General features: G+C 68.5%; 16 protein-coding genes. All 16 read left to right on the top strand.

Annotation, left to right across the window (positions count from 1 at the left end):
- Genes DRF71_RS12260 through DRF71_RS12185 form a run of 16 tightly spaced genes read left to right on the top strand, consistent with a single transcriptional unit; the run spans position 1 to position 21,046 of the window.
- A complete protein-coding gene (locus DRF71_RS12260; protein WP_112310798.1) occupies positions 1-768 on the top strand; it encodes a hypothetical protein in 768 nt (255 codons plus the stop codon).
- A complete protein-coding gene (locus DRF71_RS12255; RefSeq protein WP_112310797.1) occupies positions 765-1,643 on the top strand; it encodes a hypothetical protein in 879 nt (292 codons plus the stop codon). The genes DRF71_RS12260 and DRF71_RS12255 overlap by 4 nt, the downstream gene beginning before the upstream one ends.
- Positions 1,640-2,368 (top strand): Pvc16 family protein, encoded by a 729-nt coding sequence (locus DRF71_RS12250; protein WP_112310796.1) that lies wholly within the window; start codon positions 1,640-1,642, stop codon positions 2,366-2,368. The genes DRF71_RS12255 and DRF71_RS12250 overlap by 4 nt, the downstream gene beginning before the upstream one ends.
- Positions 2,365-4,293: an ATP-binding protein gene (locus DRF71_RS12245; RefSeq protein WP_112310795.1), complete on the top strand. Its 1,929-nt coding sequence runs from the start codon at positions 2,365-2,367 to the stop codon at positions 4,291-4,293. Before DRF71_RS12250 ends, DRF71_RS12245 begins: the two co-directional genes overlap by 4 nt.
- The gene (locus tag DRF71_RS12240; protein ID WP_112310794.1) at positions 4,290-4,565 is read left to right on the top strand and encodes a hypothetical protein; all 276 of its coding nucleotides are present in this window, start codon (positions 4,290-4,292) and stop codon (positions 4,563-4,565) included. The genes DRF71_RS12245 and DRF71_RS12240 overlap by 4 nt, the downstream gene beginning before the upstream one ends.
- Positions 4,555-7,905, top strand: coding sequence for an eCIS core domain-containing protein (locus tag DRF71_RS12235; RefSeq protein WP_112310793.1), 3,351 nt, complete (start codon positions 4,555-4,557; stop codon positions 7,903-7,905). The genes DRF71_RS12240 and DRF71_RS12235 overlap by 11 nt, the downstream gene beginning before the upstream one ends.
- Positions 7,906-7,908: 3 nt before the next feature.
- Positions 7,909-8,565, top strand: coding sequence for a hypothetical protein (locus DRF71_RS12230; protein ID WP_112310792.1), 657 nt, complete (start codon positions 7,909-7,911; stop codon positions 8,563-8,565).
- Positions 8,566-8,574: 9 nt separating this feature from the next.
- Positions 8,575-8,895: a LysM domain-containing protein gene (locus DRF71_RS12225; RefSeq protein WP_112310791.1), complete on the top strand. Its 321-nt coding sequence runs from the start codon at positions 8,575-8,577 to the stop codon at positions 8,893-8,895.
- Positions 8,882-10,000, top strand: coding sequence for a hypothetical protein (locus DRF71_RS12220; protein ID WP_157971055.1), 1,119 nt, complete (start codon positions 8,882-8,884; stop codon positions 9,998-10,000). Before DRF71_RS12225 ends, DRF71_RS12220 begins: the two co-directional genes overlap by 14 nt.
- Positions 9,997-10,515, top strand: a complete 519-nt coding sequence (locus DRF71_RS12215) for a phage baseplate assembly protein V (RefSeq protein ID WP_112310789.1) — start codon at positions 9,997-9,999, stop codon at positions 10,513-10,515. Before DRF71_RS12220 ends, DRF71_RS12215 begins: the two co-directional genes overlap by 4 nt.
- A gap of 15 nt (positions 10,516-10,530) precedes the next feature.
- The gene (locus tag DRF71_RS12210) at positions 10,531-10,866 is read left to right on the top strand and encodes a hypothetical protein (RefSeq protein ID WP_112310788.1); all 336 of its coding nucleotides are present in this window, start codon (positions 10,531-10,533) and stop codon (positions 10,864-10,866) included.
- A complete protein-coding gene (locus DRF71_RS12205; protein ID WP_112310787.1) occupies positions 10,863-11,231 on the top strand; it encodes a GPW/gp25 family protein in 369 nt (122 codons plus the stop codon). The genes DRF71_RS12210 and DRF71_RS12205 overlap by 4 nt, the downstream gene beginning before the upstream one ends.
- Positions 11,228-13,708: a putative baseplate assembly protein gene (locus tag DRF71_RS12200; protein ID WP_112310786.1), complete on the top strand. Its 2,481-nt coding sequence runs from the start codon at positions 11,228-11,230 to the stop codon at positions 13,706-13,708. The genes DRF71_RS12205 and DRF71_RS12200 overlap by 4 nt, the downstream gene beginning before the upstream one ends.
- Positions 13,705-16,167, top strand: coding sequence for a baseplate J/gp47 family protein (locus tag DRF71_RS12195; protein ID WP_112310785.1), 2,463 nt, complete (start codon positions 13,705-13,707; stop codon positions 16,165-16,167). The genes DRF71_RS12200 and DRF71_RS12195 overlap by 4 nt, the downstream gene beginning before the upstream one ends.
- Positions 16,164-18,599, top strand: a complete 2,436-nt coding sequence (locus DRF71_RS12190; protein WP_112310784.1) for a hypothetical protein — start codon at positions 16,164-16,166, stop codon at positions 18,597-18,599. The genes DRF71_RS12195 and DRF71_RS12190 overlap by 4 nt, the downstream gene beginning before the upstream one ends.
- Positions 18,596-21,046, top strand: a complete 2,451-nt coding sequence (locus tag DRF71_RS12185; RefSeq protein ID WP_112310783.1) for a DUF6519 domain-containing protein — start codon at positions 18,596-18,598, stop codon at positions 21,044-21,046. The genes DRF71_RS12190 and DRF71_RS12185 overlap by 4 nt, the downstream gene beginning before the upstream one ends.
- Positions 21,047-21,068 lie beyond the last annotated feature (22 nt).

Below are 21,068 nucleotides of genomic sequence, written 5' to 3'. Positions count from 1 at the left end.
ATGGCTCTGGATCTGTTGCCAGTGCTGCCGGCTGCCGCCGATCTCTTGCGGCACTGGCCGGATGCGGCGGAGGCTGGCGCAGCATCTCCACGGCTCGCCCGGTTCTGCCTTGCGGTCTTTGGCCAGGATGTCGCCGCCGACGGGCCCGGGCGGCGCAACCAGCGGCTTTTGCTGTTGCACCGGGCGCTGACCGGACGGCTGCCCGAGGCGCAGATGATCTGCCCCCATTGCGCGGCCGCGAATGAGGTGGCGCTGCCGGTCGATGCACTGCTTGCCCTGCCGGCGCCGGCAGCGGGCAGCCTTGTCGGTCTCACCGCAGCGGCCGGTCCGATGCGGGCGGGGCTGCCGGCGGCGGGCGATCCGCTGGCCGCTGACCCGCTGCGCCTGGCGCGCTCGCTGATCGCCGGGGCGGATGCCCGGGCTTTCACCGCCGCCGACCTGCCCGCACTTGCCGCCGCCTGGGAGGAGGCAGACCCCGCCGGCTCGCTCACACTGGGTCTGGATTGCGCCGGTTGCGGCCAGGGGTTTGCTGCGCTGGCCGATCCGGCCGCCTTTGTCGCCCCGGTGCTGGATGCGCTGATCGACCGGCTGTTTCGCGAAATCGACCTGATCGCCCGTGCCTATGGCTGGAGCGAGGGCGAGATCCTCGCGCTGCCGGAAAACCGCCGCCGCCGCTATGTCGGCATGATCCTCGCCACCGGCAGCGCCGGCACCGGCACCACGGGCGCAGTCCCCGCGCGAAGACTGGCAGCAGGGGGGCGGGCATGAGCCAGTATCTGACCGCCTTGCGCCTTGCCGCCGGCCTGCCGGCCCCGGTAACCGAAGGCCAGAGCCTCGCCACCCCCCGCCCGCGCTCCCGCTTTGAGGATACCGGACCGGGCTGGACCGGGACCACAGCGCAAGACGACGCCTCTCCCTTTTTCTCGCTGGAAGCAGAGCCGGGCTTTACCGGCCCGGAACTCCCCTTCGGCGATGCAGCACCCGACAGGCCCCGCCCTGCCGCCGGGACCGGAGAGCGCGCAACCCGGCGCCCCGATCATCGCGGCCCCGATCCCGGCCATCCAGGGGCTGAACGGCCCATCGCAGCCCTGCCGGTTCCGCAACGGCAAGAGCGCGGGGCGGATCACCCCGCCCCTGGTGGCGCCGGGCCGCAGGATCCGGCGCCCGTGCGGACCTCGCCCGTGCCCGCGCCAGGTGCACAGACCGCCCCCTCTGATATCGCCGCCCCACCGCCGCCGACCGTCGAGGCGCGGCCAGCATACCACCCTTCAGTGCCAGCAAGCGGTTTCGCAGATGCCACTCAGCCCGCTTTGTCCGACGAAGATGACCCGTCCCCGCGACAGATCAAAGGCGGGGATGATCCACTCCGGGACAGCCCCGCCCCGGCTGCCTCCGTCGCCGCATTGCCGGTGCAGCCAGAGGCCGCGGGTCCGGGCACCGCACCCTCCCCCTTCGCCCTCGACCTGCCCCCCGCCGAAACAGACCACCCCGCCCCCGTGGTGATCGAGATTGCCCGGCTGGAGATCCGCCTCGGCCCCGATCCGGCCCCGCCACGCGCGCCGACCCGTAACCCGCAGCGCGCGCCGCCCCATGCGCCGTCCCTTGGCGACTATCTCGATCAGGCCGGAAAGCCCGGACGATGACCGCCCATTTCGCCATACCCGCCACCACGGTGGTGCTGTGCGGCCTCCTTCGCGAGGCGCTGGAGACCGCCTGGCAGGGCTTTATCCCGCCCCCCGTGCTGGCCGAGCCACCGCCGCGCCAGCAGCCCGCACCACTGCGCGAAAACCAGGCGCCACCGCCCGAGCCGCTCGCTTTGCATCTCTTTCTGCATCATGCCGGCCCGAACCCCGCCTGGCGCAACATGCATGATCCGCAGACGGGGCCGGACGGGCGCCGCATCGTCGCGGCGCCGGTGGTTCTTGACCTGCATTACCTGCTGGCCGCCACCGGCCCGGCGCTGGAGCGCGAGATGCTGCTGGGCCTCGGAATCCATGCGCTGACCCGCGCGGCCATCGTGCCGCGCTCCCGCGTCCATGCCATCCTTGGCCAGTTGCAGGTGCCGGCGCAGCCCACCACGCCGATTGAAGAGCTGGGGAATGAGCCGCTTTTCGACCCGCTTCACCAGCCCGAACAGATCACCGTCACCCAGAACCCGGTCGATTTCGACCTCTCGACCAAACTCTGGTCGGCATTGCAGGCGCCTTTGCGACCCTCGGCCTCCTTTCTCGTAACCACCGTGTTCCTCCATCTCGATGAGGCCGTGCCCCCTGCCCGGCTGGTCGAGGCGCTGCGCCTTGCGGCCCATCCCGACCCCGACCGCAAGCGGGTACTGCCGGTTCCCCGGTCAGAGGAGGATGAGGCATGACCCCGATCCTTGCTTTGGCCGAGGGACTGACGCTGGCCGCGCTGGCCGCGCCGGAAACGCCCGATCTTTTCGCCCCGCTCGGCGCCGCGCTGGCGCAGGACGAGGGGCATCCGCTCGCGCAGCTCGGCAGCGGTTTCGCGCTGTCTCAGCCCTCGGTCGCGGCGCTTGCGGTGCTGGCAGCGGCCAGCCTTTCCGAGCGGGTGGCGCGGGCAGCGGTGAGTGCCGAGGCCATGGCGGGCGGCCAGCCGGGGCCAGGCCTGCCCTTCTGGCTGCTGATGCGGCTGATCCCCGGCCTTACGCCAACGGCTCTTGCCGCCGATGCGCCGCTGATGCGGTTTGACATGGTGGAAACCCTGAGCCCAGCAGCGCCGAGGATCGAGGCAAGGCTGCGGATCTCACCGGCGCTGCTTGACCGGTTTCTGGGCGGTGAGGCCCCGGATGCCCGCGTGGGCGCGCGGGTGGTGGCACCCGAGATGCCGGTGGAGATGCGGGCCGGGATTAGGGCCGGGACGCAGGAAGGGGCCTCCGCATCGGCCAGCCTGCTGGCGGGCCTGCAGGCGCGGGGGCCGTTTGGCCTGCCGCCGGCCATTGCCGCGCCGGGCCGTACCCCGGGGGCGCTTGCCACCCTGATCGCCGCCACCGGGCTGCAGCCATGGGTGATCGCCGCGAGCGATCTGCCGCAGGATCCGCCCGAACGCGCCGGTTTTGCCGATCTTCTCAGCCGTGAGGCGGCGCTGTCCAGGGCGGCGCTGATCGTCACCGGCACTCTGACCCCGGGCTTCGCCGACCGCTTTCTTGGCCAGATCGTGCTGGATACCATTCCTGCCACGCCGCCTTTGCGCGGGCTGCACCTGCTGCCGCCACCGAAAGACGATCCGGCGCTGGCGCGCAGCGCCTGGGAAGAGGCGCTCGGGCCAGCACTGGTGGCACGGCTTGGCCGGGGGATCGGGCGCATCGCCGCGCAGTTCCGGCTGGACCCGGCCGGTATCGCCACCGCCATTGCCGGAGCCGCCCCTGCGCTCGACAATGCCCTCGCCGATGCGACGGCGGAACCGGAAACCGCCCTCTGGCGCGCAGCTGCCCGGGCCGTTCCCGATCCCGGCATCCCCGGCGCGCGGCTGATCGAGCCGGGTTATATCCGCGACGATCTGATCCTGCCCGCCGCCACCGCCTCGGCCCTCGACCGGATCGGGGCGCATGTCCGCCATGCCAGCCTTGTCTTCGATGACTGGGGTTTCGCCGCGCGGATGGGCGGGCGCGAGGGCTGGCGCGGGCGCGGCGTCGCCGCGCTGTTCTCGGGTCCTCCCGGCACCGGCAAGACCATGGCGGCCGAGGTTCTGGCGGCCTCGCTGGGGCTGCGCGTGCTGGCGGTCGATCTCTCGCAGATCATGTCGAAATGGATCGGCGAGACCTCGAAAAACATCGCCGCCCTGTTCGATTGCGCCGAAGCCTCGGGCGCGGTGCTGGTCTGCAATGAGGGCGAGGCGCTCTGGGGCAGCCGGGGCGCGGTTTCCAGCGGCACCGACCGGGTGGTCAATGCCGAGATCAGCGACCTCTTGCAGCGAATGGAGGAGTTTTCCGGCTTTACCATCGTCACCACCAATCTGCGCAGCGCGATCGACCCCGCCTTCCTGCGCCGCTTCCGTTTTGCGGTCGAGTTCCCGGCCCCGGGTATCGAGGAACGGCTGCGGCTCTGGAGCCGCGCCTTCCCCGCCCCGACGCCTTGCGAGGAAATCGACTGGTCGGTCCTTGCCGCATTGCCGCTTTCGGGCGGCTCGATCCGCAATGTGGCGCTTGGCGCGGCGTTCCGGGCTGCGGCGGGCGGCCAGGTGGTGACCCGCGCGCTGATCGCCGAGGAAGTCGCGGCAGAGCTGCGCAAGATGAACCTGCCGGTGCCCCGGATCGACTGGGGGAAAGCGGCATGAACACGCGCCCCTCTCCCCCGGTCACGGTGCGGATCGGCGATCTGCGGATCACCGGCGCCTCGCGGATCGAGGTGCAGCGGCTGGCCGGCGCCCTGCCTGCGGCCTTGCAGCACTCCTTTTCGCGCTGGCCCGAGCTGCCGGCCCTGCGCCCGGCAGCCGGACGGCCGCGCATCGAGATCGAGGCCGAACGCATCGCCTTGCGCATCGCGACGGCGGCGCTTCTTCGCAGCGAAGGCGTGGCCAGGAGCGGGAGGCACGGCGATGAAGCGTGATCTTTTGCCCGCCATGGCGCATCGCCCGGCCGCCGCCGCCCTTCCCGCATCGACGCGCGCTCCCGCGAGACCTGCATCGGCGAAACCTGCGCCTGCGAAATCTGCACTGACGCGACCGGCTTTTGCGCCCGGTATCGCAAGCTCCGATCTGGCGGCGGGGCGCGAATTCCCCGCTTCGCTGCGCAGCGATATGGAGGGGCGGTTCGGCACGCCCCTGCCCGCGCTGCGGCTGCATGACGGGGCTGCCGGCGATACTCTGGCAGCAAAACACGGCGCCCGCGCCCTGACCCATGGCGCGGATATCGCCTTTGCCGCCGGCGCCTTCCGCCCTGATACCGATGAGGGGCGCGGGCTGATCGCGCATGAACTGGCCCATGCCTTACAGCAACAGGGCGACAAGGGGAGCGCCTCCCCCGGACCCGCCTCCCCCGGATCCGCCGAAACCGAGGCCGCCGAAGCCGAGGCCGAGGCCGCCGTCAGATCCGCCGCCAGGGGTGAGCGCCCCGCCATCCGGCAAAAGACCGCGAAACGGGTGATGCGGGCGGCACGTTCGGCCGCTGCGCCTGCGGGCCTGCCGGCGGGCAGCGCCCAGGCCGCGCCGACCCCGCCCTCGCGCGTCACCGCCCCGGCGCGACCGCTGCCAGCGAATTGCAAGGTGATCACCGACACGCCCGCGGGGCTGGGAACCGATGAGCTGGTGATTGAGCTGCAGAATTTCGCCATGCCCAAAGAGAAAGGCATGGGCGCCTGGGTCCGCCAGGCCTACACCGATGCGGCAGCGGGCGGGCGGCTGGTCTTCTCGCCCGAGATCACCGGCAATTCCATCGCCGCCTGGAAAGAGGGGGGCGAGAAATACAAGGATATCTGGCTGGGCCATTACGGTTTCGCCACCACGGCGGATGTGAAAAAGGCCTTCACCACCGCCGCCGCCACCAATGAAGAGGTGAAGACCGCGCTGACCGATACTGCGGTGAAAAAGGTGGTGGACGGGCTGGGCACCAATCTGACCAAAGCCGGCTGCGACATCGACCATATCGTCGAAAAGCAGATCGGCGGCACCTCGATCCCGTCAAATATGCAGCTGCTTGATGCCACCAAGAACCGCGAATCCGGCGCCTCGACCTATAACGCCCTGGTCGATGTGGTGCGCGAGATCCGCTCGCCCGCGATGCGCGGCGACAAGGTTAAGAATATCCAGCTGCGCATCCCCTCGATCCAGGTGCCGGCGGGGACCACGGATGCCAGCTTTGTCATCGAGACGCTTTTGCGAAAAGGCGCGGTCGCGGGATCGGAAAAGGTCAAAACACTGGCTGGCGGCACGCCGGTGCATCTGAGCGCCGGCGGCCAGGGCGAGGCGGTCCAGGTGAAGGAATCCGGTGAGACCCCGATCACCGCCGCGACCAAACGGATCGTGCCGGGGATGCGGCTGACCAGCTATAAACGCGGTGCGAATGGCAGGAACAGCGTCTCTGACACTGTCACGGCCGAGCTGGACAGCCGCGCGATGCGGATGAGTTCCAGCGCCGATGCCAGCATCAAACTGAAAGCGGTGCCGCATAAGGCGCCCGCCAGCGCGGAACCCGGGGCGGAACCCAGCCCGGTGACCGAGGCGCGGCAGCTGAAATTCGACGGCACACAGTCGCAGCAGAAGATCCCGTTCTACTACCCCTATCTCAGCCCCGGCGTTCTGACGAAACTGGCACTGGACGATACCGGCGGGCTGATCGCCTCGGGCACCATAACGCCGAGCATCCCGCTATTGCCGAAGCTGGATGTGGAATACGCCAAAGACGTTTTGTCGCTGATCGCGCCCATCCCTGCGGCGAAACTGGTCTCGCCGCTCCCTGGCGCCTTCCGCTTTACCGGTGGCAAGCTGGAAATGCAGCTTTCACCCAGCCTCGTCCCCTCGGGCGATCTGGATTTCGAGATCGGGCCGGCGGGCAAACCTTTGCTGCGCGGCGGCATCCATGTCGAATATATCGGCGGCGTGTTCATCGCCAAAGGCAGCCTGGTGCCGGCCGGCAAGATCCCCGGCATCTCGGCCGCCGATGGCGAGGTCCTGTGGAAATCCGATACCGGCTGGAGCGGGCGGGTAAAGGCGGCCTCCTCCTCGATCCCGAAATCCGAGGCCAATGTCGAGATCGGCTTTCGCGAAGAGGGTGGCGGCTTCTCCCCCTATGCCAGCGGCGCCATCACAACCCGCATCCGCGACGCCACCCTGACCCTTGGCGCGGGCTGGAAGGGCCAGGGCATCAGCTATTACGGCGAGGTCGATATCCCGAAACCGCTGCCGATGGTCGATTCGGTCAAACTCAAGGGCCGTTATTCCGATGCCGGCCTGTGGCTGGAGGGCAAGGCCGGCATCAAATGGCGGAGTATCGACAGCACCATCACCATCGGCTACGCCCGCAAACCCGATGAGGAAGAGGGGCGCTTTTCCGGCAAGGCCGATGTCGAGGTCAAAACCGAAAAGGCCAGCGGCATCATCAATCTCAGCTTTGACGAACAGGGAAATTACTGGGGCAAGGGCCAGCTTTCCTACCAGGTCACCAAAACCCTGCGCCCGACACTGGGGGTAGAGCTGACCCGCGACCGGCGGGTGAAACTCTTTGGCGAGGTGGCGGTTTCCGACATCCCCCTCTCGCGCAAATGGCCGAATGAAAAGGGTGGCCAGATCGACATCATCCGGAGCGTCGGAGTCAAGTTCTCGATCCCGACCCCGGTGCCGGCGGTGACCGCTTATGGCGAGATCAGGGGATCATTGGGTCTGGGCTACGGCGTCGGGCCGGTGATGCTGAAAAGCGTGAAATTCAATGGCGAGCTTTACCCGCTGGAGGATGACCCGCAGGTCAAAGCCAAACTGACCGGCGCCTTCTCGCTGCCCGCCTATGGCGAGATCTATGGCACCTTTGGCGCCTATATCGGGCTTGAGGTGGCGCTTGGCGCGGTGGGGGCCAAAGGCGGGATCGAGATCACTCCGGCGCTCAGGATCGAGGGCGAGGGCGGGCTTGATGTCGAGGCCGATTATGATCGCGACGGCTTTGCCTTTTCCGCCGAGGCCTTCGCCAAAGGCCGGCTGATCGCAAAGGCGAAGGTCGATCTTGCCGCCGATCTCTATGCCGCCTGGGGGGCCTTCTCGCATCGCTGGGTCTATAATGTGGCCGCCGTCCAGGCCCAGATCGGCCCCGAGGTAAAACTGACCCTTGGCCGTATCGCCTATTCCAAAGCGGGTGACATCACCTGGCCCAGCCTGTCGCAGATCAAAATGGAGCCCGAAAAGATCGACCCGATGCAGGTGGTCCGCGAGATGATGAACCGTGGCGAAGCGAAGGAGACCTGAGCCATGACCAGCTTCCCCGGCGCACCAAAGCTGTTGAAGGGCGGGTTCATCGAGATGGATGCGGCCGGGAACGCGGTTTTGCGAACGGTCGCGTTTCAATACAACCCCGAGACCCTGACCCGCAGCCTGACGCCTCGCAGCGCCGCGGCCGAAGGCGGCGACCGGGTCGAGGCGCTGCGCCTGACCGGACCTCCGGTTGAAACGCTGCGCCTTGAGGTCGTGCTCGACGCCACCGACCGGCTGGAGAAACCGGCGCAGAACCCGCTGACGGTGGCGGAAGGGATCAGTGCAGACCTGGCAGAGCTTGAGATGATGATCACCCCCAAAGCCGCCGATATCACCGCCGCCGCCGCGCTGGCGGGCCAGGGGGTGCTGGAAATCCTGCCGCTGCCCTCGCCGCTTCTGGTGCTGGTGCTGGGCAGGAACCGCACGCTTCCGGTGCGGGTGACCGAGTTTTCCGTCACCGAAGAGGCGTTTGACCAGCAGCTGAACCCGATCCTGGCCCGCATCACGCTGGGGCTGAGGGTGCTGGGCAGCGACGATCTGGCGCCTGGCTCAAAAGGGGCAGAGCTCTTCCTCGCGGCGCTCAGGCGCAAAGAGAAACTGGCCACGCGCCGCATGCCGGGGCTGCAGGTCTTCGGGCTTTCGGGCGCACCATAGGAGGGCGAGATGGACAATCCTTTTCCGCAAAACAGCCGCTACGCCAATCTCGCCGTGCTGACCCGGACCGGGCCGGATGGTGCGCCGCAATATTCGCTGGCACGCCGCATCCTGCCCGCACCCGAGCGGTTCGTGCCGCTCGACCGGGTGCGGCTCAGCGGTGATGAGCGCCCCGATACCCTCGCTTATGCCGCTTACGGCGACCCCGCGCTCTGGTGGCGCATCGCCGATGCCGCAGGCGAGCCCGACCCTGCCGGCCTTTCCGGCCCCGAGGGCCGCCTGCTGACGATCCCCCTGCCGCTGGAGGTGGCCGATAATGGCTCCGCTTAGTGCCGTCACCCTGTCTTTGAAAATGGGACCGCTGGCGGTCAGGCCGGTGCCGGCGGTGCTGGCCCAGGCCTTCGAGTCCGCCACGGTGACCGAGGCCGTCGGCGCGCGCTCGGGCTTTCAGCTGAGTTTCAGTTTCTCGAAAACCTCGCCCATCGCGACCGACCTGCTGCCTTCGGGCTATTTCGAGCCGATGACCCGCGCCATGCTGGTGGCCACCCTGCGCGGTACGCCCGTCGTGCTGGCCGATGGGCCGATCCGCCGCCAGGACATGACCGCCTCGACAAAACCCGGGGAGTGGAAGCTGACGCTCACCGGCGAGGATATGGGCGGCTATATGAACATCGTCGATCTGACCGGGGTGCCGTTTCCCGCGATGCCGCCCTTCGCCCAGGTGGCGATGATGCTGACGAAATACATGCCGCTGGGTGTGATGCCGGTGACGATCCCGGACCCGTTCTCCTCGGCGTCCTCCCCCACCGACAGCTATCCGCATCAGCAGGGCACCGATTACGAATATGCCGAGAAACTGGCCAAAGATGCCGGTTATGACTGGTATGTCACCTGCGGCCCGACACCCGGCATGAACACCGCCTATTGGGGACCGCCGGTCAGGGTGGGGATGATGCAGCCCGCGCTGACCATCGACATGGACCAGGCCTCGAATATCGACTCCATGAGCTTTTCCGCCGACGGGAATGCCGCCGTGCTGCCGATCGGTTTCGTGAAGGTCGCGAATTTCTCGGTGCCGGTGCCGGTGCCGGATGTGGGGATCCTGAAACCGCCGCTGTCGCGCCGCCCGATGCTGCCGAACCGGACGCGGATGATGGGGACCGACCGGCTGAAACTCCCGGATGTGCTCAAGACGCTGCTGGGCGGTGCGGGGGGCACCGATCCGGTGACCGCGACCGGCAGCATGGATCTGACCCGTTACGGCGCGCCTTTGTCTGCGCGCAAACTGGTGGGGGTGCGCGGCGCCGGCGCGGCGCATGACGGGGTCTGGTTCTGCCGCTCGGTCACCCACACGCTTTCGCGGGGCAGCTGGAAACAAGCCTTCCAGCTGTCGCGCGACGGTTTTGGCAGCCTGGTGGGGAGGGTCGCAGTATGAGCCAGTCAGGTCCGCGCCATTACGGCAAATACCGCGCGACGGTGCTGAACAACCAGGACCCGCAATTCCAGGGCCGCCTCCAGGTTCAGCTGTCCGAGCAATACGGGCTCTTCATCTCGACCTGGGTGCTGCCCTGTTTCCCCCGCGCCGGAAAGGGCGGCGCCTCGCTCGTCGCCATGCCCGCCATCGGCGATGCGGTCTGGGTCGAATTCGAAGCCGGCGACCCGAATTGCCCGATCTGGAGCGGTGGCTTCTGGTCCGATATCGGCGGTTTCCCGACTTCGGCCCTGATCGGGGCCACCCCGGTCACCCCGAACCTGCATCTGCAGACCACCACCGGGGTCAGCGTGACCCTGTCCGACCTGCCCGCAAGCCAGGTGCAGATCCGCACGCCCGCCGGCGCCATGCTGACCATCGGTGCCCAGGGCATCACCATCTCGAACGGCCAGGGCGCCTCGATCCAGATGTCGGGGCCTTCGGTGATCATCAATGGCGGCGCGCTTGTCGTGACCTGAAAGACGGAGGATGCCATGCCAGGACCGGTTCTTCACGCAGGCGCGGTTGCCATCTGCCCGCATGGCGGCTCGCTGAACATCATCGCGGCTAATCCCAGGGTGCAGGTCTCGGGGATGCCGGTCGCGGTGGTCACCGATGCCGCACCGATTGCCGGCTGCGTCTTTACCCTGCCACCCGGCAAGCCGCAGCCCTGCGTCTCGACGCGCTGGATCATCGGCGCCACCCGCGTGACTGCCGGCGGCCAGCCGGTGCTGATCAACCCGGCGGTCGGGCTGTGCCTTTCGGCCGAGCAGATCCCGGGCGGGCCGCCCTCGGTGATCTCGTCGCAGACAAGGGTGATCGCGACATGAGCCGGCTTGCCTTTCCCTGGTCGGTCACCCCGCTCGGACAAAGCGCCTCGGTCGCTTATGGCTCGGCCGCGCATGTCCGCCAGATGCTGGAGCTGGTGATCTTCACCATGCCGCTTGAGCGCGTGATGCGCCCCGATTTCGGCACCCCGGTGCGGCAGATGGTATTCGGCCCGACCGGCGGCCCGCAGGCCATCGCGCTTGAGGCTGCGCTTCAGGCTGCGATCATGCAGCATCTGGGCCATGTGCTTGACCTGCTTGACCTCGGCGTCACTGCCGATGAGGCATTGCTGGAGATTTCCGTCAGCTATGAGGTGCTCTCGACCCGCGAGGCAGGCACCACCGTTCTGAGGAAGGAACTGACATGACCGGCGCGCGCTATGACTGCTGCGACCCGGGCCGGCGCGCGGCACTGCAGATCGGTGGGCCGGCCGGGCTGTCGGGCATCGACTATATCGAGCTGCGGCAGGGCAATCCGGTCTCGCTGCCAACCGAGATCGACATCCATCTGGTGCGCCCGCTGCCTTTGCCTGCCGCCGCGCTGACAAAGGCGAATATCCGCGTCACCGGCGGGGTGCGTTATCCGGCGCCCGCCATTGCCGATGTGATTGCAGAACCCGGGCCGGATGAGGTCAGCCAGTATCGGGTGATCTTTGTCCCCGGCCTGACCGATTTCTCGACCTATCGGCTGGAACTGGTGGCCAGTGGCGGAAACGGAGTGCCCGGCTTCATCGACCCGCGCCTTGCGGCGGTGGATTTCACCTTCAAGATCGACTGCCCCTCGGATTTCGACTGTGCGGAAGAGCCGCCTTTGCCGCGCAATACCGGCGCAGAGGTGCCCTTCGATCTGATGGCGCGCGACTGGGCCAGCCTGCGCCGGCTGATGCTGGACCGGATGGCGGTGCTGGTGCCCGGTTTCCGCGAGGATGATCCCGCCGATCTGACGGTGACGCTGATCGAAGCCCTGGCCTCGCGTTTCGACCAGCAAAGCTACAGCGCCGACTGGATCGGGACCGAAGCCCTGCCCGACAGCGCCCGCACCCGCGCCGCCATGGTCGCCCATGCCCGCCTCCTCGATTACCAGCCCGGCGAAGGGGCCAGCGCAGTGACCTTCATCGCGGTCGAGTATCGCCCGGTCTCGCCTCTGGCCGAGGGCGCGCTCTTGCCGCGCAGCACACCCCTGCTGGCGGGAAGCGGCGAGGGACCGCTCTGCTCCCCCGAAGAATATGCCCGGATCGCCGTCACCGGCGATCTCACCGTGTTCGAGACGATGCGCGCGCTAAAGCTCTGGTCCTGGCGCAATGAGATCCGCTTTCACACCTGGTCCGATGGGCTCTGCATGCTGCCGCGTGGCGCGGTCTCGGCGACGCTGGTGGATGGCAGCGGTGGCCAGGGGGGGCTAAAGCCGGGCGATGACCTCGTACTGGTCCAGACCCGCGCGCCCGATACCGGTGCTGCCGCCGACGCCGATCCGGCGCTGCGCCATGCGGTGCGGCTGACTGCGGTAAGCGCGGTATCCGACCCGCTGGCCCCGGCTGGCACCAACCTTGTGCAGGTCACCTGGTCCGAGGCCGATGCCCTGCCCTTTGACCTGGTGATCGAGGCCGATATCGCCCAGGTCTCCGGCCCGGATCTGCGGCTGACCTGCGCCCTGGTGCTGGGCAATGTCACCGCCGCAGACCATGGCCAAAGCCTGCCGCCGCCGGCGATGCTGGGGCCGGCAGTGACGGGGGCCGGGCTGTCGCCCCGCCCCGACCCTCCCTCGCCGCCCGACGGGCTGCCCTGGCGGCCGGTTCTGCGCAATGTGCCCGGGCCGGTGGCGCGCTGCCTGCCAGAGGACAACAGCGAAAGCGCGGCCGGGCTGATCCCGTCGGACCCCGCGCTTTGCGTGGCACAGCTGAGCCTTGATGACGGCTTCACCTCCTGGCAGGCGCGCGACGACCTGCTGGCCTCGGGCCCATATGATCGCGATTTCGTGCTGGAAGAGACCCCTGCCGGCCTGCCGCAGATCCGGTTTGGCGATGGGGTTCTGGGCCTGCGCCCCGGCACCGGCCTGCGCTTTTCCCCAGCCGGGCGGTTTGGACTGGGCCGGGCCGGGATGATCGGGCCGGGCGCGCTTGGCCGCGCGGTGGTGCGCGACAGCAGCCTCGGGATCGCCCGCATCTGGAACCCGCTGCCCGCACAAGGCGGGGCCGGGCCGGAGAGCCTCGCGCAGATCCGCATCGCCGCGCCCGAGGCCTTCCGCCGCCAGGAGCGCGCCGTCAGCGCCGCCGATTATGCCGCAGCCGCGATGCGTTTCCCCGGAGTCGCCAATGCCGTCGCAGTGCCGCGCTGGACGGGCGCCTGGCAGACCATGCTGATCCATATCGACCGCGAGGGCGGGCTGGCGGTCGATGCCGGGTTCCGCGATGCCCTGCTGGTGCATCTCGACCATTTCCGCCTTGCCGGGTTCGATGTGGCGATCCGCAACGCCAGAACCATCCCGCTTGATATCGCGTTGACGATCTGCGCCGCCCCCGGCCATCTGCGCAGCGCAGTGGCGCGCGCGGTGCGCCGCAGCCTCAGCCCGTTCGGGCCGGCAGACGGAGCGCCGGGCTTTTTCCATCCCGATAATTTCACCTTCGGATCCGTGCTTTACCTGTCGCGCCTGATCGCTGCCGTGCTGGCGGTGCCCGGCGTGCAAAGCGTGGTGCCCCTCACCTTCCAGCGCTTTGGCCGCGCCCCGGATGGCGAGATTGCCGCCGGCGTGATCCGTCCGGGCGGCACCGGCATCCTGGAACTGGCCGATGATCCGAACTTCCCCGAACGTGGACGGCTGACCCTGATGATGGGAGGCGGGCGATGACTGTGGATTGCGGTTGTGGCGGCGGCTGTCACTGCAGGGATACCGGTGCAGGCGCCTTGCCCGGCGATGCGCTGGCCTTTCGCCATTCCGACCTGCGCGAGCGGATGCTGGACCGCATCACCCGCGCCGAAGGTTTTGGAAAGCGCCCGCTGGCCGGGCTGATGCGCGGCGATCCTGGCGACCCCGCCATCGCGCTGATCGACGCGGCGGCGGCGGCAACCCATGTTCTGGGCGGGGTGATCGGCCAGCTTTACGCCGATGGCACCCTGGGGCTGAGCCAGGACCCGGAGGCTCTGGCCTCGCTGACCGGGCTGGTCGGCTACCGCCCGAAACCGGCGATCTCGGCCGGGACTGTGCTGGCCTTCCAGCTTGATGACCTTGCCGGTGCGCCCGAAGAGGTGCTGGTGCCCAAAGGCAGCAAAATTGCCTCGACGCCCGAACCTGGCGCCCTGCCGGTGATCTTCGAGACCGAAACCGACCTGGTCGCCCGGCCGGGCTGGAACCGCCTGCTGCCCTGGCGCGAAAGCCCGCTGCCCGATATCACCATGGCAAGCACCGGGATCACCGTCGAAGGCGGCAGTTTCAATGCCAGGGCCGGTGACGGCCTGCTGGTCCGGGTGGTAACCGGCTGGCTCTGGTTCCGGATCACCGGGGTCGCCCCGGACCCGGTGGCCGACCCGCCGCGCACCCGGCTGGCGCTTGCCGGCGGGGGCAGCATTGCAGCGGCGGCGACGCTGCCAAATGTCGCCGGGACAGTCATCGTTCTGGGCGCAAGGGCCCAGGTCTTCGGGGCCACCGCCCCCAGCCTGCGCCAGACCATCCTCGGGATCCTGAGAGATCTGCAGGTCGATCCGGGTCAGCTCAATCTTGGTCCCTGGACCGAGCCGGCCTTTCTGTCGGTCTCCGACACGGCGGCGGAGCTGGATCTTGATGCGGTTTACGGCGAGGCCGCGCCGGGCCGGGTGGCGCTTTTCACCCGCAGCGCCGGGGCGGATGCTCGCGCGGCGCGGATCACCCGGACGGTCGAAACCGGGGTGACCGGCTTTGGCCTTGCCGCAAAGGTGACCCGCATCAGTGTCGCGGACGCAAATCTCACCGCGCATAGCGCCGAGGCGCGGGCGGTGGTGATCGGCCTGGAAACAGCGCGCGGCGCGGTGCTGCAACTGCCCGAAGACGTACCCATGGGATTTGTCTCGCGCCGCCTGGTGCTGGCCAGCGCCGTCGATCTGCCACCCGGGCGCCGGCTGATCGTCCAGGGGCTGGGCACCGACGGCAAACCGCTGGCCCGGGTGGTGACGGTCGAGAAATGCGAGCCGGTCGACAACAACCGGACCCGGCTGACCATCACCGGGAACGCAACCGAGCGCTGGAAAAGCGCTACGCTGGAGATCGCCGGCAATTGCTGCGGCGCGGTCCAGGGTGAATCCGCGCCGCAAGGGATCGAGGTGATCGGCTCGGGCGATCCGTCGCGGCGGCTGCAAAGCTTTGCCCTGCCGCGCGCGCCTTTGGCCCATATTGCAGCGCCCGGACCGCGCGGCTATGCGCCGGCGCTGGAACTGAGGGTCAGCGGGCGGCTGTATCATCCGGTCGACAGCCTCTGGGGTGAGGGGCCGGAAAGCCAGGCCTATACGCTCCGCCCGGCGCGGGGCGGCCAATCGGTGGCGCAAACCGCCGGCATCCTCGCCTCGGGCGATGGCAATGTCACGGCGATTGCGCTGAAAGGCGGCGGCGCCCATGGCAATCTGAAATCCGGCACGCTGACCATGCTGCTTTCGCCGCGCCCGGGGCTGCGCGCGGTCACCAATCCGATGGCGGCCGAGGGCGGCAGCGATGCCGAGGGGATCGAGGCGATGCGCCACGCGGCGCCGGCAGCGGTGCGGGCGCTGGACCGGGTGGTCTCGCTTACTGACGCCGAGGCCTTTGCGCTAGGCTTTCGCGGTATCGGCAAGGCCATGGCCTGCGAGCTTTATGCCGGACTGCGCCGCATCCTGTGCCTGACAATCGCAACCACCAGCCTTACGCCGCCACAGCCCGGCTCTGCCCTGCCGGGCGCGCTGCATGAGGCAATCCTGGCCGCCGCCCCGCCCGGCCTGCATCTCCGCATCCTGGGCTTTACCGACAGCGCCGTCTCTGCCGGTTTCGCGCTGGCCTGCGAGCCGGATGCGCTGCGCAGCGAGGTCGAAACCGCAATCCGCCAGCGCCTGAGCGACCGTTTCAGCCGGGCGCGGATGGGCTTTGGCCAGGGGCTGCATATCTCGGCGCTGCTGGCCGAGGCGCAGGCGGTGCCCGGCGTCCTCGCGCTGCGGCTGACCGGCCTTGCCGCGCCCGGCCTTGTGCCCGATGCCCAGGGTCGGCTGATCCCCGCCGCGCCAGAGGTCACCCCCCAGGGCCGGATCCGCGAGGCGGGGCTGCTGTCGCTTGCCCCCGCCGGTATCACCTTCACGGAGATGCAGCCATGACCATTTCCGCCGACCTTACCGAAAGCCGGATCGAAGCGGTGGCGGATGCGCTTTACGCGCTGCTGCCGGTGCATATCCGGCAAAGCGATATGGCGGGGTCGGGCGCGATAAGGGCGCTTTTCTCGGTGCTGGCGCTTGGCCCCGCAACCATCGACGCCGAGCTGGCGCGGTTCCGCGATGCGATTTCGGTCGAGACCGCGTCGGAACCCGCGCTGGCGATGATCGCCGAGCTGGTCGGCGCGACACTGTTGCAGCCGATGCCACCGGGATCGGGCATTTCCGCGCGACCGGTGATCGCCAATACAATCCGCTACCGGCGCGGCAAGGGCACGGCGCGCGTGATCGAAAGCCTCGTCTCGGATGCCAGCGGACTGCCGGTGGTGGCGGTGGAATATTTCCAGCGCCTCGGGCGACTGGCGCATCTGACCGATCTGCGGCCCGAACGCCCCGCTCTGGCCCTTCTGACCGACGGGCTCCAGGCCGGGGCGGCGGGCAGTGCCTTTGATCTGATGCCCCGCCTTGCCGATTTCCGGCGCATCGGGACGGCGGAGCCGCGCGGGCGGCATGGGATCGCCTCGCTTGGCCTCCATATGCTGCGCCCGGTGGCGCTGGAATGGCCGGCGCCGCCGGTTGTCACAGGACCGCCGGGCGCCGCCAGTTACAGCACCGCCGCCCTGGCCGGCCTGCCGCCGATGCGGGACTGGAGCCCGGGCGGCGCCCCCCGTCCAGGCTTTTTCCAGCTCTCCCCCTGGCAAGGCGAGGTGACGCGCCTTTTCAACCCGCGCCGTCTGTCGGGCGCTGTGGGGCGGCGCGGCCAGACCGATTGCCCCGACCGCCTGCGCCGCCTCGCCCTGCACAAGGAAATTGAAGAGCTGCGCGCAAGCGAGATCGAGGGCAGGGCGTCGCGCCTGTCGGGCAGGCCCTGGTTCGACGCCAATGCTGCGCCTTTCGCGATTTTTCTGCGTCGCGGCGACGGCGATTTCACCCGTGTACCGCCAGAGCGGCTGAGGATCGTCAATCTGGAAACCCCGCCCGCCGGGCGCCCCGGTCGCGACTGGCCGCATCGCTGGTTCGCCCCCGGGGATACCCAGCCCCGGAGCCATAATTGCCCGATCGACTGCGTGTTTGATCCGGTGACCGGGCGGCTGATCACCCCCGCCCCCCTGCCGCCCGAGACCGAGGTAACCGAGGTCCGGATCTCCCATGCGACCGGCCTCACCCGCCCCATCGGAGCCGGGCCTCAGGATCGCCAGTCCGGCGATGAGGTGTTTGACATCCGCGATGAGGGCGGGCTGACCCATCTGATCCGCCTGGTCGATCCCGAAGGGACGGAAGACCCGGATGCCACGGCCGCGCTGCGCCATGTCCGGGACCTGCAAACCGCGTTCGAGGATATCCGCCTTCATGGTGCCGGGCGGCGCAGCCTTGTCATCGTGCCGCGCTGCCTGATTCTGGCGCCACAGGCCGGCGAGACCCGCTTCCGCCTGCATGTGCCGGCGGAAAGCGAGGTGCATCTGATCGCCACCGACTGGGTACTCCCCGCTTCGGGCACCGCGTCTGGCTATGTGCTGCGCCGCCAGCGCCGGCTGGTGCTGGATGCGCCCATCACCCTGTCGCGCGCCGCCCCGGCGGCAGGGAAACGCGCGGGCCAGGTGGTGCTGGACGGGATCGCGGTGACAAAGGGCGTCACTATCGCCGCGCAATCACTCTCGGCGCTGAGGATCCGCCATTGCAGCCTGCGCAATCCTGGCGGCCTCGCGCTTGGGGCGACCGGCGCCACGGCGGTGGCGATCCGGATGGAGCAGGTGATCTGCGGCGCGGTCCGGCTGGGCTCTGCCGCCATCGACCTGACCGGCAGCCTTGCGGCCTCGGACAGTGTTTTCCTCTCCGACGGCGCCACACATCCCGCGCTGGACCTGCCCCGGATGCTGGCGCGGCTTTGCAATGTCACCATCCTCGGCGAGGCCAGAATGCAGGAACTGGAGGGCACCAATGTGATCTTTGCCGGCCTCTGCCGCGTCAGCCGCCGGCAATCGGGCTGCCTGCGCTATTCTTACGCGCCCTGGGGGTCCAGCCTGCCGCAAAGCTTTCGCTGCCAGCCGGAGACCGGGCTGGCCAGCGAGAGCCGCGCCTGCGCGCGCGATCTCGACGACGCGGAAAAGATGCGGGCGCGGGCCCGCCTCGCGCCCGTCTTCTCCGACCTGTCGGCTGAAGAGCCGGCGCTGGCCATGCTGCACCCGCTTTGCCCGGCCGAGATCCGCTCGGGCGGCGAAGACGGGGCGGAAATGGGCGCTTTTTCTGCCGCCGGCTTCGGCATCGTGCTGGAAAACAGCCAGGCACTGGCCGGCGAATACCTGTCCTACACAATCGAGAGCGGCGTGATCGACGACAGCCGCTCTGGTGCAATCGCGTCCCGGAGGAACCGGCCATGACCATCCGCATTGATGCCAGCCGCCAGAAGATCCGCCCGAATGATCCGCGCAAACCGCGCGCGCCGGTTTTCCGCCAGGGGCAGGTGCTGCTGGATGCCGAACTGGACCAGGCGGCGCGGTTGATCCTGGAACGCGGCGAGACCGGTGATGCCGATATCTTTGCCGCACCGGGGAGGCTGGTGGCGCCGAATGGCGATCCGGGCTTTCAGGTCTCGCTGGCGGGGGCCAATATCCGGCTGGCTGCGGGGCGCGGCTATCTGGGCGGCTGGCTTTTGGAAAACACCGCGCTGGTGACGCTCGCGACCCAGCCCAATCCCTGGACCGGTGCCGCGCCACAGACCCCGATGGCGCTGGTGATCAAGGCGCTGATCCGCAATATCGACCCGGTGGAAGAGACCGCCTGGGCCGACCCGGCTCTTGGCGATGCCCAGACGGGCGGGCGGGCGCTGACCGACTGGCATGTCTTCCCGATCCGCATCGCCTCGGGGCTGGATTGCGCCACGCTGCCGCAAGATCCCGCCTGGCAAGAGTTGACCGCCGCCTCGACCGGCACGCTGCGGGTCGGCCCCGCCGAGGTGATCCCGGCCAGCGATCCATGCTCGCTGGTGCCCCGGGGCGGGTTCAGCCGCGGCGAGAACCTGCTTTACCGGATCGAGGTTCATGGCGGCACCGCCATCGCCAATGCGCCGGTTGCGGCCGGTTTGCGCTATGGACTGAACGGGCTGCGGGTGAAACTCTCGCGGCGCAATGCCTCGGTGCTGGTGCGGCTGGTCTCGGTCACAGGGACCGAGATCACGGTGACGCCGCCGGCACTTGACCCGCTGAACTGGTTCGCCCCGGGCCAGTTTGCCGAGCTGGTGCGCCCCGGCGACGATCTTGTGCCCCCCGATCCGGCCGGGGCCGGCGAGCGGCTGTTCCGCGTTTTGCGGGCAACCGATACCACGGTCACGCTGGACAACGCGGCCAGCGGCATTCTCTCGGGGCTGGCCGCGCCGGGCGAGTGGTTCCTGCGGCTCTGGGACAGTTTCAATGACAGCGGGGCCTCGGGCGCGGTCACCGTGGATACGACCGGCCATCCGACAACATCGCAAGAGATCGACATTGGCGATGGGCTCAGGATCTGGCTGGGAGGCAGCGCGGATGCCCGCTTCCGGCGCGGCGATTACTGGACCTTTGCCGCACGATCAGATGGCAGCATCGACTGGCCGCCCGGCGCCGCCGAGCTGCCGCATGGTCCCGAGACCCGCTTTGCGCCGCTGGCGGTGATCGCGCCGGGCGCGCTGCAGCCGCTGGAAGATTGCCGGATCACCGCCGGATCGCTCACCGACCGGGTGCTGCATTACCGGGGCGGCGACGGGCAGGAGGTGCTGCTGTCCCCCGGCGTAACCCATATCGCCCTGCCGGCGCCGCTGCGGGTGGCGGTGATGCGCGGGCGGCATCCGGTTCAGGGGGCCAGGGTGCTCTGGCGGCCGGTCAATCCCGATATCGAAATGATGATCGACAATATGCTTTGCTCCCGCGCGAACCCGATCTCGCTGCCCACCGGGGCGGATGGGGTCAGCCAGATCAGATGGTCGATCAATGCCGGCCTGCCCCATACCGTCCAGGGCATCGAGGCCGTGCTCCTGACCGCAACCGGCGCCGAGGAACCGCAGCCGATCCGCTTTACCGCAGGGTTCCGGACTGCCACACAGACGGCTTATTTCCCCGGCGAATGCAAACTGCTGTCGGATCAGTTCACGGTTCAGGACGCGCTGGACAAGCTCTGTGCCAATATCGGCGATCAGCGCCAGCCCGATGTGCTGACGCTCACACGGATAACCTTGCATTCCGGCGGCTATGGCACGACCGAGTTGCTGCAGGAGGGGCTGATCCTGAACGGGATGGAGGGCCTGCCCAATATCGCCTTTGACAAGGGGATCGAGATCCGCACCGACAGCCCCGAGCTGATGTGCCAGCCCAAAGATTATGACCCGATCATCGAAGTCGGGATCGACCTGCCCTATCCGACGACAAATACTGCGAAACGCTACTGGCACGAAGCATCCGGAGGCAAGCTGAGACAATATTTCGGATTCAAGTATCTGCGGCTTGAAGGTCATGTCCAGGTTGATCGCCGCAACGAGAAACTTGGCGCCGGCCTGTTCTGGCAACCCTCCGAAGGGACGATGATATTCCTGAACACACTTCCCAACCACATGGGCGGACAGGAGCGTCTGAATTTCGACAATTGGGAGGGGCCGAAATACAAACAGCTTTTGTGCCGGCTGCGGATCAGATCGGCGCATGTCTGGGGGCAGCATCCCGAAACGAAGGGCCTCGCCTGGCTGAACGCGGAACATCTGGGCTATGACAAGGGCCAGACCCAACGCGAATTGCTGCTGGACGAACGCGACCCGCAACGCGCCGGCGATCTTGAGATGTTCTTCTACATCCTCATCCAGTGAGGGGATGACAAAGCCCGGCCTG

Origin of the sequence: Pseudogemmobacter bohemicus (assembly GCF_003290025.1) — a bacterium.
GTDB classification, from domain to species: domain Bacteria; phylum Pseudomonadota; class Alphaproteobacteria; order Rhodobacterales; family Rhodobacteraceae; genus Pseudogemmobacter; species Pseudogemmobacter bohemicus.
This window is presented reverse-complemented; position numbering and strand designations above follow the sequence as displayed.